The 13445-nt window shown below is 65.5% G+C and carries 14 protein-coding genes; 8 read left to right on the forward strand and 6 right to left on the reverse strand.

Annotated elements, in window-relative coordinates:
• Window positions 1-62: 62 nt before the first annotated feature.
• A complete protein-coding gene (locus IC66_RS0118130; protein WP_038948566.1) occupies window positions 63-365 on the forward strand; it encodes a hypothetical protein in 303 nt (100 codons plus the stop codon).
• 524 nt (window positions 366-889) lie between these two features.
• Here the strand turns inward: IC66_RS0118130 and IC66_RS46290 are convergent.
• Complete coding sequence (locus IC66_RS46290) at window positions 890-1489, reverse strand: hypothetical protein (protein ID WP_157158064.1); 600 nt, start codon at window positions 1487-1489, stop codon at window positions 890-892.
• A gap of 206 nt (window positions 1490-1695) precedes the next feature.
• On the opposite strand from IC66_RS46290, the gene IC66_RS0118135 reads away from it, so the two are divergent.
• From IC66_RS0118135 to IC66_RS0118150, 4 genes are all read left to right on the forward strand, one after another.
• Window positions 1696-1923, forward strand: coding sequence for a hypothetical protein (locus IC66_RS0118135; protein WP_038948568.1), 228 nt, complete (start codon window positions 1696-1698; stop codon window positions 1921-1923).
• 254 nt (window positions 1924-2177) lie between these two features.
• Window positions 2178-4940 carry a DUF2235 domain-containing protein gene (locus IC66_RS0118140; protein ID WP_038948569.1) on the forward strand — a complete coding sequence of 921 codons (2763 nt, stop codon included), beginning with the start codon at window positions 2178-2180 and terminating at the stop codon, window positions 4938-4940.
• Window positions 4941-5091: 151 nt separating this feature from the next.
• A complete protein-coding gene (locus tag IC66_RS0118145; protein ID WP_028139885.1) occupies window positions 5092-5775 on the forward strand; it encodes a response regulator transcription factor in 684 nt (227 codons plus the stop codon).
• Window positions 5772-7718 (forward strand): sensor histidine kinase, encoded by a 1947-nt coding sequence (locus IC66_RS0118150; protein ID WP_038948570.1) that lies wholly within the window; start codon window positions 5772-5774, stop codon window positions 7716-7718. Before IC66_RS0118145 ends, IC66_RS0118150 begins: the two co-directional genes overlap by 4 nt.
• A gap of 136 nt (window positions 7719-7854) precedes the next feature.
• On the opposite strand, the gene IC66_RS0118155 is transcribed toward IC66_RS0118150, so the two are convergent.
• Window positions 7855-8145, reverse strand: a complete 291-nt coding sequence (locus IC66_RS0118155; protein WP_028139883.1) for a hypothetical protein — start codon at window positions 8143-8145, stop codon at window positions 7855-7857.
• Between the two features lie 237 nt (window positions 8146-8382).
• Between IC66_RS0118155 and IC66_RS0118160 the strand changes: the two genes are divergently transcribed.
• Complete coding sequence (locus tag IC66_RS0118160; RefSeq protein WP_028139882.1) at window positions 8383-8607, forward strand: hypothetical protein; 225 nt, start codon at window positions 8383-8385, stop codon at window positions 8605-8607.
• 59 nt (window positions 8608-8666) lie between these two features.
• On the opposite strand, the gene IC66_RS0118165 is transcribed toward IC66_RS0118160, so the two are convergent.
• Window positions 8667-9089 (reverse strand): GFA family protein, encoded by a 423-nt coding sequence (locus IC66_RS0118165; RefSeq protein ID WP_028139881.1) that lies wholly within the window; start codon window positions 9087-9089, stop codon window positions 8667-8669.
• Between the two features lie 216 nt (window positions 9090-9305).
• Window positions 9306-10094, reverse strand: coding sequence for a methanethiol S-methyltransferase (gene mddA / locus IC66_RS0118170; RefSeq protein ID WP_038948571.1), 789 nt, complete (start codon window positions 10092-10094; stop codon window positions 9306-9308).
• Between the two features lie 133 nt (window positions 10095-10227).
• Between mddA and IC66_RS0118175 the strand changes: the two genes are divergently transcribed.
• Window positions 10228-11775, forward strand: coding sequence for a winged helix-turn-helix domain-containing tetratricopeptide repeat protein (locus tag IC66_RS0118175; protein WP_038948573.1), 1548 nt, complete (start codon window positions 10228-10230; stop codon window positions 11773-11775).
• 21 nt (window positions 11776-11796) lie between these two features.
• Here the strand turns inward: IC66_RS0118175 and irr are convergent, their stop codons facing one another.
• Window positions 11797-12282, reverse strand: coding sequence for a Fur family transcriptional regulator Irr (irr, locus tag IC66_RS0118180; protein WP_038948574.1), 486 nt, complete (start codon window positions 12280-12282; stop codon window positions 11797-11799).
• 188 nt (window positions 12283-12470) lie between these two features.
• Between irr and IC66_RS0118185 the strand changes: the two genes are divergently transcribed.
• Window positions 12471-12782, forward strand: coding sequence for a hypothetical protein (locus IC66_RS0118185; RefSeq protein WP_028139877.1), 312 nt, complete (start codon window positions 12471-12473; stop codon window positions 12780-12782).
• Between the two features lie 3 nt (window positions 12783-12785).
• On the opposite strand, the gene IC66_RS0118190 is transcribed toward IC66_RS0118185, so the two are convergent.
• A complete protein-coding gene (locus IC66_RS0118190) occupies window positions 12786-13355 on the reverse strand; it encodes a DUF2147 domain-containing protein (protein WP_038948575.1) in 570 nt (189 codons plus the stop codon).
• Window positions 13356-13445: the final 90 nt, after the last annotated feature.

Consider the following 13445-nt stretch of genomic DNA (forward strand, 5'->3'; position numbering starts at 1 on the left):
AGCCATCCCCGCATCTCCACTGTATAAACCGGTAGCTTCTTCCGTCACTCGAAGGAGCTCATATGAACGACCTGCACGCGTGGCTTTCGCAGCAACACCACGGTTTGCGGACCTTCCAGACCTTTCAGCAGAAGCTCGAGACGCTCGGCCAGCACGATCCCGCCCAGCGCGGCCTGTGCCGCCTGCTCAGCGGTGTCGTCGGCAGCTATATCGAGGCCTTTGACGAGGCCCCGCTGCCGGTCGACATTGCCGAAATCGCCTATCGGCGCCTGCTGACGCTGGTCGAAAGCCTCGATCTGCACGGAAACGCCGCTCGCCGGCTCGCCGACATCAACCGGGTGGCGACCTGCGAGTTGTGGCGGTGATCGGCAGGACCAGCGTGCCCACTTCAATTTCTGGATAACCGGACACGCCGCTTCGCCCTCGCGACGCATGACGCCCGAGTCCTGTGCTTCTCTCGACGCCCCTTCCTGAGGAAAGGGCGCAGGGAAGGCCGGGCGCCGGCTGGCACCCGCGGTCCGCTGCGCGCAAATTGCGAAGACAAATGCACAGCGGCATACAGGGCAGCCCAGGCCATCCCGGCCTTTCCCTGCGCAGTGGTTTGACGGCTTATGGCGCGCTCTCCCCGGGGAGCGATGCACTATTGCCCCCCTCGCCTTGCGGATGGCTGATGCGCACGCCCGGTCGGGCAGCTCACATCACCGCAAGCCTTGACGCACAGACCCCGGGCGTCAGGACGACACGCTTTTGCCGTACGCGGACCGCACCGGTCGTGTGCGCGCTGCTCAACCGCTCACGGGCCAAACCCGCCCTGCGATTGCTGGCGCGCCGATGCGCTCCCCGTCCACCGCCACCCGGCCCGCGCATCGTGACGATCGCGAAACGCCCCTTATCCTTGGGCCAGGATGAGGAACACATACGATATTTCCGAATTTCGGTCAAGCAGAATTTTTGGATCGCGGCCCGGGACCCAGAGGTGACACATTCCAACGCCGGCGACATGGGCCCCGGCTCTGCAGCGCACCGCTGAAGTAGCGCTGCGCCGCGTCCGGGGCACGAGAGAGAGAGAGAGAGAGAGAGAGAGAGAGAGAGAGAGAGAGAGAGAGAGAGAGAGAGAGAGAGAGAGAGAGAGAGAGAGAGAGAGAGAGAGAGAGAGAGAGAGAGAGAGAGAGAGAGAGAGAGAGAGAGAGAGAGAGAGAGAGAGAGAGAGAGAGAGAGAGAGAGAGAGAGAGAGAGAGAGAGAGAGAGAGAGAGAGAGAGAGAGAGAGAGAGAGAGAGAGAGAGAGAGAGAGAGAGAGAGAGAGAGAGAGAGAGAGAGAGAGAGAGAGAGAGAGAGAGAGAGAGAGAGAGAGAGAGAGAGAGAGAGAGAGAGAGAGAGAGAGAGAGAGAGAGAGAGAGAGAGAGAGAGAGAGAGAGAGAGAGAGAGAGAGAGAGAGAGAGAGAGAGAGAGAGAGAGAGAGAGAGAGAGAGGCACGCTCTCTCCCGTCACTGCGAGCGCCTCGTCCGCCGAAGCTCGAAGAGCGAAGGCGGAAGCGAAGCAATCCAGGAATGCATCCGCGGAAGCAGTCTGGATTGCTTCGTCGCAAGAGCTCCTCGCAATGACGAGGAGGAGAGATTACGCGTCTGGAGGCGTTCGACTTCGCCGCGCCAGTTCCTATATCCTGTGGCAACCGATCTGATGCAGCGGACAGTTTGATGGCCAGGACACGCAGGACGGACGCCGACGATCTCCCCCGCTATTTCGTCTGGGTCCGGGGGCTCGAAGGCCCCGAGCCGCAGAAATGGATGGCGATGGATTTCGGCGTCGGCGACTGGAAGCGGCCGCTGGTGCTGGCCTATCTGGAGCTGCCGGCGGACGAGCGGGATCTGTCGCTATCGCTGTTGGCGCGGCGCTACCCGCCGCCGCGGGTGGATCTCTCGTAACGGCGTCAGCACATCCAGCACAAAGCCGTCGCCACGGAGACAACGACCGCCGGAAGCAGCGCCAGTGGATCGCCGCTGCCATTCAGCGACGACCCGACACGGCGGGGCGGCATGATCCCACTTGCTACCTCAGCGGGATTGTGCGCAGAATGCACCTGTATTTTCATGTTTCAGAGATTTCAACCATTGATGATTCCGGGAAATGATGCCCGGTTTGGCCTGACGCTTTCCTCGTCGAATTGCCGGAGGGGCCCATGACGCATCATGATGTCGGGGGGAACGCCGATTCTCCGAGGCCGGAACGCGCGCCCAGCGACAGGGATGGGAATGCCGGCGGGAGCGCGAGCGCGGCCCTGCCAAGACGCAAGCTGGTGCTGTTCGCCGACGGCACCGGCAATGCTTTCACCACGCAGGAATCCAGCGTCTGGCGTCTCTATGAAGCCCTGGACCATACCCAGCCCGATCAGATCGCGCATTACATCAAGGGTGTCGGCACCGCCGGCTGGGCACCGCTTGCCGCGCTCGACGGCGCCACCGGCGTCGGCGTCCCCGGCAACGTCCGCAAGCTCTATCGCTTCCTGTGCTGGAACTGGCGACCGGGCGACGACATCTACATCTTCGGCTTCAGCCGCGGCGCCTTCACCGCGCGCACGCTGGCGGCGCTGATCTCGAGCGAGGGCCTGGTGCCGGCGGAGATCGACGACACGCCGGTGTCGCATGCGGAGATGGGGCGCAACGTCAAAGCCGCCTGGCGCGAGTACCGGCGCGAGACCGTGCCCTGGACCAAGAGCCTGCCGACGATCTGGGTCACGCGCTGGATCCGCGACTTCCTGCTGTTCGTCTATCACTGGCTTTGCCGGCACCGCAGCTACGCCGAGGTGCGGGGCAAGATGAACGGGCGCAGCGAGGTCGAGATCGCATTCCTCGGCCTGTTCGACACCGTCGAGGCCTTCGGCGTTCCGGTCGAGGAGCTCCGCCTCGCCGTCGACTGGGCGATCTGGCCGATCTCGTTCCGCAATCACCGGCTGTCGCACAAGGTCAGGCACGCCTGTCACGCGCTCGCGCTCGACGACGAACGCACCACCTTCCATCCCCTGCGGATCGACCAGAGCCATCTGGCGCAGGGGCAGATCGTCAAGGAAGTGTGGTTCACGGGCGTCCATTCCGATATCGGCGGCGGCTATCCGGAATCCACGCTGTCCTTCGTGCCGCTGGTCTGGATGGTCGAGCAGCTCGGCGACCGGTTGCGCTTCCAGGACGGCGAGATCGAGCATTTCAGGGAATATCAATCGGCGCTCGGACCGCGGCATGATTCCCGCAGCGGCGCAGCAGTGCTGTACCGCTACGGGCCGCGTCCGATCCTCGGCGGCGACGTGAATGGCGGGCTGCCGGTGGTGCACTTCGCCGTCATCGAGCGCATGCTGCTCGGCTGCGACGATTACGCGCCCATCATGCTTCCGGCGAACTGCCTGGTGCTGCTGCCGGACGGAACGAGGTTGCCGCTGCGATCCGAGGGAGAGACCAAGGATCTCGACGAGCAGCATGCGCGCGAGGCTCTGAAAGCGGCCTATCTGGCAAAGGCGACGGGCCCTCGACGCGAGCAGGAGGCGAAAGCCTTTACCGCGATGAGCACGCCCGACGCCACCATGTCGAGCCTCACGCGCGACACCGTGTGGTGGCGGCGCGTCGCCTATTTCTCGCTTTTGTTCATGGCCGGCGTCATCGCCGCCTGGCCGTGGATCGCGCACGCGCTGGTGCAGTGGTCCGAAGACCGCGCCCTGGAGGGCACCGGCGCACTGTCCTTCATCACCAATATCGACTGGGTGATGGGCGCAGTGGTGGCGCCGCTAACCAATCTGCTGCGAGACGTGCTGCCGTCTTATGCGGCCCCCTGGCTCAACATCGCGACCTACTATCCCTTCCTGACGTCGATCGTGGTGATCGTCACCTGGTGGATCTGGCACAAGAACGGAACGTTGCGTGACGACATCGAGGAGCGGGCGCGTCTTGCCTGGAACACGTCGCGCCGCAGGGCGAGCACGGAACACATCGACAAGCCGGGGCCGTTGATGCGGTTCGGACACTGGATGCGCCTGAATGCCAGCCCGGCGCAACGCGTCATCACCAGGGGACTGGTGCCGGCGGTCTTCCTGATCGCGATCTTCGGCTCGGCCGCGCTGATCGTGTCGAGCAGCCTGTTCACCGGTCGTCTCGCCCTCGGCTCGGTCTGCTCGCCGCCTACGGTCAAGGGCTCTGCCGCGTTCCAGACCGGCACGCCGGTGACGGACGAGCCGGTCGACGCGCGCGCGCTGTTCGACACCAGGGACTTTTGCTGGTGGAGCGGGCTCGCCGTCGAGAAGGGCCGCAAATACCGCGTCTTTCTCGAGATCAAAGAACCATGGTTCGACCGCACCATCATGAGCGGCGCGAACGGATTTGCGACCTACGAGCCGCACCACTACGTGGCGCTGCCGGAGCGTCGTCTGTTCGCGGCGGACTGGTTCCAGCCCGTGGTGCGCGTCGGCAGCAAAGGCATCAACGACCTGCCGCTCAAGGCGGTCAATGTGATGCCGGCCGACGAATTTCCCCGCCGCATGAAGCCCACCCTGCCCGCGGAGGACGACATCAGCAGGAGCCGCAACAGGTACCCCGTGCGGCTCGACGACACGGCCGAGTTCAAGGGCAGGCTCGACGGCCTCGGCAAATTCGAACCGATTCCGCCGGTCATGCTCGCCGAGGCAGGCCAGGCCTGGACGAAGCAGCTGTTGACCGGCCGCGTCGTCGCCGAATTCGTGGCGCCCGAGTCCGGCGAGCTGTTCTTCTACGTCAATGACGCCGTCCAGATATTCCCGCGGCTGCTTCCGGAGTCGTTGGTCCCGTCCTGGCTCGATGCGATCCAGGGGCCGCACGATCTCTTCTACCGAAACAACAGCGGCACTGCGAAGATCAAGGTCCAGCGCCTGCCGGCCCCACCGATGCCGCCGGACAAGCCGGCATTACCGCTGGCGAGCAACTGAGGTCCAGTGGGGACGCAGCGTCGGAGCGCTCAGCGCCGCGACTTGGACACGGGGCATTCCCGCCCCCATGATTATGGGTGTCGCTGCCCGCGTCCGGCGGTTAAACTTGCCCTTGCGCCGCGGGGGACACGCGGGTCGCGGGACCATGATCATGACCGAACAGGGCGAGACGGGTGAACCCATCACCATCCTCCTCGTCGAGGACGACGCGCCGACCTGCTGGCGGCTGCAGGATGCGCTGGTCAAGGCCGGCTACGAGGTGCGCAGCGCCGGCACGCTCGGCGAAGCCCGTTCCGCGCTTGCCGGCGGCGCGCCCCGCGTGCTGCTGACCGATCTGCGCCTGCCCGACGGCCACGGCATCGAGCTGATCCGCGAGATGAGGCAGCGCTTCCCCGACACCGAGATCATGGTGATCTCGGCCCTCGGCGACGAGGAGAGCGTGATCTCGGCGATCACGGTCGGCGCCACCGGCTATCTGCTCAAGGACGCCTTCCCCACCGACATCGCCACCACCGTGCGCGATCTGGTCGCCGGCCATTCGCCGATCTCGGCCTCGATCGCGCGCTTCATCGTGCGCAGAACCCAAGGTGCCGTGCCAAATTCGGCGGAGCCACCGCCGGGACCCGTGCTCAATACGGCGAGGCTGACCCCGCGCGAGATCGACATCCTCTGGGGCATCGCAAAAGGCTTCAGCTATGCCGAGATCGCCAGCCATCTCGGCCTGTCCAAGCAGACCGTGCCCGGCCATATCAAGAACATCTATCGCAAGCTCGAGGTGCACACGCGCAGCGAAGCGGTGTTCGAAGCGGTGCAGCAGGGCCTGATCAAGCTGTGAGCGAGATCGCGGCCAAGGCACCTACAAGGGCAGCTCCGAAGGCGCCCACGCGGCCGCGGCGCCGACTGATCGCCTCGCGCCTCGTGCCCTATCTGCTGCTGCAGGCGCTGATCGTGATCGCCACCATTCTCGGGCTGCGGCTGCTGCAGCCGAACGACCCCGACGATTTTGCGCTGAGCGGATTTTCGCTGCGGCAGGACGGCGTGACGCTGCCCGTGAACCTGCCGCATTTCACGGCGTCGCGCTATTCCCTGGACGACCCGCCGATCTACACCGGCAGCTTCACGTTCCGGCGCGGCGAAGCGGCATCGGGATGGTCGGTCTACCTGCCGCGCTTCAGCAACGCGGTGGAGGTCGCCGTCGACGGCGTCGTCGTGCTCGATTCCCGGCGCGACGCCAACGCCAACCGGCCCGACCGCAACACGCCGCAGATCGCAGCGATCCCCGCCTCACTGCTGCGCGAGGGCGCCAACGAGATCACGGTGCGCCTGTTCGTGTGGGGACCGTTGAAGGGTTTTCTCGACACTGTCTATGTCGGGCCGGATGCCGCCTTGCGGCCAGCCTATGAGACGCGGACGCTGCTGTTTGTCACCCTGCCCGTGGTGTTTTCCGCCTGGCAGTCGATCCTCGCCGTCATCCTCGCGATCATGTGGCTGATGCGGCGCCGCGAGCCGGTCTATGGCGTGTTGGCGGCTGCGATGGTGCTCGGCGTGGTGCAGGCCTACGTCCCGCCGCCGGTGCCGCCGGCCGCCACGTCGCGGCTTGCCGCGGTGCTGCTGGCGTCCGCGCCGATCGAGAGCGCGTTGGTCGTCATGTTCGGCGTGCTGTTCTTCGGCTGGCGCTGGCCGCGCTACGGCATGCTGCTGTTCGTGCCGGGCCTGGTCGTGTTCGTGGTCGGGCTGATCGGAGGCCCGCCGCTGCCGCGCATTCTTTTTCTGGTGCTCGGCATCCCCACGGTCGGGCTTTGCCTGGTTCTGATGGCCTGGGTGACCGCGACCGCGGTCGTCCGGCGGCAGGATGCGGCGAGCTTCACGATCGGCTGCGCCGTCACCATCGTGCTGGTCTGCTGGATCCAGGACATGCTCACGGTGCTCGAGATCGTGAGCAACGATCGCATCTTCGTCTCGCGCCTGTCCTATTCGGCGATGCTGGTCGCGATCGGCGCGGGACTGACCTGGCGCTTCGCCCGCGCGCTGAACCAGGTCGACAGCTTCGCCGGCCAGTTGGTGACGCGCGTGCGCGAGGCCGAGGAGCGGCTGAAGGCGAGCTTCGTCCGCGAGGAGGAGCGCGCGCGCGCCGCCGCGCTCGCCAATGAGCGCACGCGCCTGATGCGCGACCTGCATGACGGCCTCGGCGGCCAGCTGGTCAGCATCGTCGCGCTCTCCGAGCGCGGCCATGAGGGCGCGACCATCACCGACGCTGCCCGGGCCGCGCTGAAGGATCTGCGCCTCGTCATCGATTCCATGGACGACATCGGCGGCGACCTGATGCTCGCGCTCGGCTCCTGGCGCGAGCGCGCGAGCGCACAATTGCGGCCGCACGACATCACGCTCGACTGGCGCGTGGCGACCCCGCAGGGCCTGCCGCTGCACCCTGAACTCAGGCCATGGCACGTCATCCAGATCGTGCGCATCCTCGACGAGGCCGTGACCAATGCGGTCAAGCACGCACAGGCACATCGCATCGCGGTCACCATCGAGACGCTCGATGCAAGCGAGGGGCCGTACGGCCTGATCAGCGTGACCGACGACGGCCAAGGCTTTGCGCTGGCCGGCCATGGCGAAGCCGGGCGCACCGGCCAGACCGCGCGCGGCTTGCGCAACATGAGAAATCGCGCCGCGCGCTGCGGCGCGCTGCTCGACCTGAGTTCCGATGCTTCCGGGACGCGCGTGCGGCTGCAATTGCCGCAGCGTTTTCCCGACAGCGACGCGGCTGCGGGCTGAAAAGCCCCCTCTCCGAACGTGTGGGACGCGCGGAGAGAGGGAACGGGCCGGGTGATTTGCCGGCGGAGGACGGGGGGTTCGTCCGCAGGGCGCCCTGGGCCCGAGGCGATGCAATCAATTCAATCGAATGGAAATATCAGCGCACGCCGGCACGATTGACCGGGCCGCCGCGATTCATCGGCGTTCCCGCGCGCACGCCGACCCCGGGCGCGCCGACGCCGGGTGTTGCGACCGCGGCCCTTGCGACCGGCGCTCCCGGCGCGACCACCACCGCCGCCGTCGGCCGCACCACGCAGCCCTTGGGCACGCCGACCGTCTTGCAATAGACCACCGCCTGTGCCGGGCTCGTGCCCAGCGACACCATCGCCGCGCCGGCCAGCGCCATGACCGTCAGCCCCGCACTCAGCGCTCCAGCTCTCTTCGACATCCCTTGCTCTCCTGCTTCCCGTTCGGCGTCCCGATGCAATCACCGGGTTTCGCAGCCGAGGTGCAGCCTGAATGACAAAAGACGGCGCGCGGATACATGCCATGAAGATGGGGGTCGCTGCGGCCGGGACACCGGGCCGACGCCATGAACATGGCATGGACCCGTGCACGGCCTTCGCGAGATGGTCCGGCCCGATTGATCCCGGTCGGGACAACGTCGATTCCAGAGAGGTGCTTTATGAAGATTTCAGCTGTTGCCGCGCTGCTGCTCGCCGCTTCCGCCCTGCCCGCTGCTGCGCAATCCGGTCCATCGGTCCAGGAGCAAATGGCCTGCCGTGGCGATGCCAGCAAATTCTGCGCCGAACATATCGGCAAGCCGCCGCAGATGAATGCCTGCCTGCGCGAGAACAAGTCGAAGCTCTCGGACAGCTGCCGCAAGGTCGTCGAATCGCGCGGCGGCTGATCATTTATCCTTCTCTACAAAGAGGGCGGCGTGCTGCCGCCCTCTCGACACCGGCGCCGCTACTCCTGCATCATCTCGCCGCTGCCGCCGAACTCGGCCGGAAAATCCTTCAGCTTGGGCAGGCCGTCGCGCATCGGCAGCACGGTCTCGGCATAGTTGACGTGAACGCCGGGCGCGAATGCGAGCGTCGGGATGGTGGCGGTGAAGACGTCGACCAGTCCGAGCGGCGGATGGTTGGTCATGAGATGGCCGCCGCACTTCTTGCAAAATTTGCGCTCGCTGAGCGGCGTCTTGGCAAACGTCTCGACATTCTGGGCGCCTTCGGTGACGCGCACGGCTTCCGGCTTCCACAGGCTGAAGGCGTTGACCGGACCGCCCGACCAGGAGCGGCAGGAACGGCAATGGCAATAGCCCATCGCCTCCGGTGCGCCCGTGACCTCGATCGTGACCGCGCCACAGAAGCAATTTCCGACATGTTTCATTTGGTCGTCTCCGTTTGATGAAGAGGAAGAAATCCTCTCCCCGCTCCTCGTCCACAATATGTCGGGACCGATGGGAATGCGGGGAGAGGTGTCGGGGTGAAGGGGGACATCACCCCGGGGGACGTTGAGGGGACGGGCGGGCGAGATGCTCGCATACCTCAGTTGGCGCGGCCAAGCGTCCTCCGTTCGGCGGACGCGCGCGGTGCCGCGCCGAGGCTAGAGTGACCGGCGCCAGGGAATAAGCATCGACACCCGTTGTTTGTACTGCCGGTACTCGTCGCCGAAGAGAGCGACGAGGTCGTGCTCCTCCAGCGCGATGCCGACGAAGATGTAGAGCGTGGTGACGACCGCAAACAGCAGATGCCCCGCGGTCATGGTCGGCGCCGCCCAGAACGCAATGATGAAGCCGAGATAGATCGGATGGCGGACGAAATTGTAGAGCAGCGGCGTCCTGAAGCGCGGCGGCGTCATCTCCTTGCCGACCAGATGGTTGGCCACCTGATGCAATCCGAACAATTCGAAATGATTGATCAGGTAGGTGCTGGTGAACACCAGGATCCACCCGGCGAAGGACAGCGTGACCAACGTCACGGCGAGATCCGGATTCTCGACATTCCATACGATCGCAGGCAGCGGACGCCACTGCCAGAACAGGAGCAGCAATGACAGACTCGCGAACAGCACATATGTCGAGCGCTCGACCGGCTTGGGGACGAACTGCGTCCACCACGCCTTGAACTGCTTGCGTGCCATCACGCTGTGCTGAAGGGCGAACAGCGACATCAGGAGGAGATTGACGATGACGGCTTCGGCCGTCGGCGTGTCGGTTCCGGTATCGATGGTCTTGGGCACCACCAGCCCCATGACGAAGCCGATGGCGTAGAGAATGGTGACGAAAAACACGAGATATGCCGCAATTCCGTACAGAAAGGCGATGAACTTGAAAATGCGTGAGCCCGCAACCTCCGGGCTGATAGAATGAACCTGGTGATCAAGTTGGGTCATAGAACGCTCCGTTGTGCCGAGGCATCGGCACTGTTTGGTCTTCGCACCATGCCGGATCGGACGCCCCCAGACTTTCGCGGACGGTTGATTTTCGCCTGAGACGACTTTGATTTTTGCTTGAGACGACAGAAACGTGCGATTTCGCTTTGAAAACAACGTGCTCGATGGCGACCTGCGGGAACTCACCTGCGGCGGGGCAGCCGTGCCGTTGCAGCCGCAGGTGTTCGATCTCTTGCTCTATCTCGTCGCGCAACGCGCGCGTGTGGTCAGCAAGGATGACCTGATCAGTCAGATCTGGAGCGATCGCATCATCTCGGATTCGGCGCTGAACAGCCGCATCAACGCCGCGCGCAAGGCGCTCGGCGACGACGGCGCGACGCAGCGGCTGATCAAGACCATCCCACGCAAGGGCTTTCGTTTCGTCGGCGAGGTCCGGGAAGATGTGGCAGCGTCGATCGTGCCGGCCGAAGCCAGGCCCGCCCCCTCGCGCGTGGGGGACCGCCCGGCGATCGCGGTGCTCGCGTTCGAGAACATGAGCGGCGATCCCGCGCAGGACTATTTCGGCGACGGGATCAGCGAGGACATCCTCACGGCGCTGTCGAAGCAGCGCTGGTTCATGGTGATCGCGCGCAACTCGTCCTTCACCTACAAGGGGCGCGCAGTCCACCTCCGGCAGATCGCGGAGGAGCTCGGCGTCCGCTACGTCGTCGAAGGCAGCGTGCGCAAGGCGAACAACCGGGTGCGCATCACCGCACAGCTCAACGATGCCACGTCAGGCAGCCATCTGTGGGCCGAGCGCTACGACCGCGAGCTGGTCGACGTCTTCGCCGTCCAGGACGAGATCACCAACGCGATCGCTGCGGCGATCGAACCGCAGATTCACGCGGCCGAGAGTTTTCGCGCCCACCGCAAGGGACCTGCGAGCCTGGACGCTTGGGATTTCCTGATGCGGGCGTTGTCGCATTATTGGCGCGTGACCCGGCGCGATCACGAGGCCGCACGGACGCTGCTGGAACGCGCGATCGGGATCGATCCGAATTACGGTCAGGCGCTGTCGGTGCTGGCGGCGAATTACATGCTCGGCGTGCATCTCGGCTGGGCCGAACTCGCCACCGTGGCGCCGGTGGCGGAAGCCGCCGCGCTGGCCGCGGTGCGCTGCGACCATGAGGATGCCTGGGCGCATGTCGGCCTCGGCAGCGTCTGCTTCTCGACACGCAGGCTTGCGGACGCGCTGTCCGAGTTCGAGCAGGCGCTCGCACTCAATCCGAACTTCTCGTTGGCGCAGGGCTATTACGCACTGGCGCTGTCCTATGCCGGGCGCTCGAAGGATTCGTTCGAGGCCGCCCAACGGGCGATCCGGCTGTCACCGCGCGATCCGTCGCTGGCGATTTATCACGGCATCGCGGGCTATGCGCGCTTCACCGAACGCCGTTATGACGAGGCCATCGCGCTGGCGCGCGAGGCGATCCGCCATCGCGGCGATCTCACCGGCGCCTACCGCGTGCTCGCGGTCTCCGCCGGCATGACCGGTGACGGAACGCTTGCGGAGACGGCGCTGGGCGAGCTCCGCCGCACCCAGCCCGACATCTCCCTGCACTGGATCGCGACGCAACTGCCGTGGGCCAATGACGGGGATCGCGAACACTATCTGGAAGGATTCCGGCGCGCAGGGCTGCGCTAGGCGGCTTCTCTTACCCCGGCGCTACGCGCGCTTGCGGCGCAAATGGACGATGACGTCGAGCCGCGCGATCTCGTGGCCGGGAAGCGCCTCGGGAATCTTGGTGAAGGCGAGACCTTCGGCGACGTCGACCAGGACATCCTCGCCTTCGAGATAGAAGTGCGGGTGCACCGATGTGTCGGTGTCGAAGAACGACTTGATGCCGTCGGCCGCGATCCGGCGCAAGAGGCCGGCCTCGGTGAACTGGTTCAGCGTGTTGTAGACGGTCGCGAGCGACAGATCGGCGCTCGCCGCCATCGCTTCTTCGAACAGGCTCTCGGCGGTGACATGACGATGGCCGCGCAGGAACAGCAACTGGCCGAGCGCCAGGCGCTGGCGCGTCGGGCGCAGGCCGGCATTGCCGAGCAATTGCAGACAATGCTGCACGCCCGCATCGGGCGGCAGCTCGAGGCCGGCGACATCAGGTCCGCTATCGTCAGCCGCAGGGATATTCGTGACCTGGATGTCCATCGATCGTCTCACGCGTCTCACGGCTCAGGGGGGCAGGACGCACAGCGCCAAGTCCCGCCAGTTGCTATTCGATCGCAAAAGCGGCGGCCTGGCTTTGATCCGGATCAAATCCGAAAGCCGCCTCTGACCTATCGCAAGGCAGCCGGGTTTATTCCCGGCCAGAAATGGCTGATATCGACGAGGTTCAGATGTCCAGGCCGGTTCCCGACAAAGCAGAGGTCGCGCTCGAATATCCCGACAAGTTCTATGTCGGCACCTTCGAGCATTCGTCGCGGTTCGAGGCGCGGCTCGATGGCAGCGGTGTTGCGCTGGTGCTGCAGCATCCCGGCGCCGCCGACGAACGCAAATCGGTGCACCTGCACCTCAATTTCGGCCTCCTCGCCGGCATCCTGCGTGAGCTCGCCGTCAGCGTCGCCGCCCTCCCCAAGGACGACATCGCACACCGCGAGCAGCTCGCGGACGCGCTCGACGAATTGCGCCGGGCGCTGCGGACCTCCTGAAGACTACTTCGCTTTGGCCTGGATCGGCCTCGGGGCCGGCACCGCCGCCCATTCCTTGTCGGCGCGCGGGCCGTTGAGATCGCCGGTCAGGCCGACGAGCTGGCCGGGCAGAATGTCGAGGGTCTGCTGCCAGGTCTGGGTCTGGCACAGGAATTTGATGAGGCAGCCCTTGAGCTTGAGGCGATCGGGCGACCCGCGCCAGATCGACACCGAGTAGGACTTGCCGTCCTCGGCGTTGTAGATGTCGCCGGCGAAGCGCCCCTCGGGCCTCGCCTGCAGACCCATGATGAGCTGGTGGCCGAGCAATGTGCGGGCGCGCTTGTCCGGATCCGGATTCTGGCTGTCGCGGTAAGGCTGGCCGCGCTTGTCGGCCGCCTCCTTCATCCAGACGATGAAGCCGCAGAGGCGATCGCGTGAGGGCCCGCAGCGCTCGAGGCGAATGCGCGCGCGGCCGTCCTCGACCAGCCAGGTGCCGCTCGGATCTGTCGGCGTGACGGCGCCGGCGCGGCCGCCAAACGCCAGCATCACGATCGTGATCGCGATGCGCAGCACGAAGCGAAGGAGAATGTTCATCAGCAACACCTTTCGTTGAATGGATCGCGGCGTCAGTTCAGCTGCGCCATCAGCGCGTCGGCGCCCTTGTCGAGGCCCGCCGTGGCGGGC

Source organism: Bradyrhizobium genomosp. III, from assembly GCF_000261705.1.
Classification (GTDB): Bacteria; Pseudomonadota; Alphaproteobacteria; order Rhizobiales; family Xanthobacteraceae; genus Bradyrhizobium; species Bradyrhizobium ottawaense.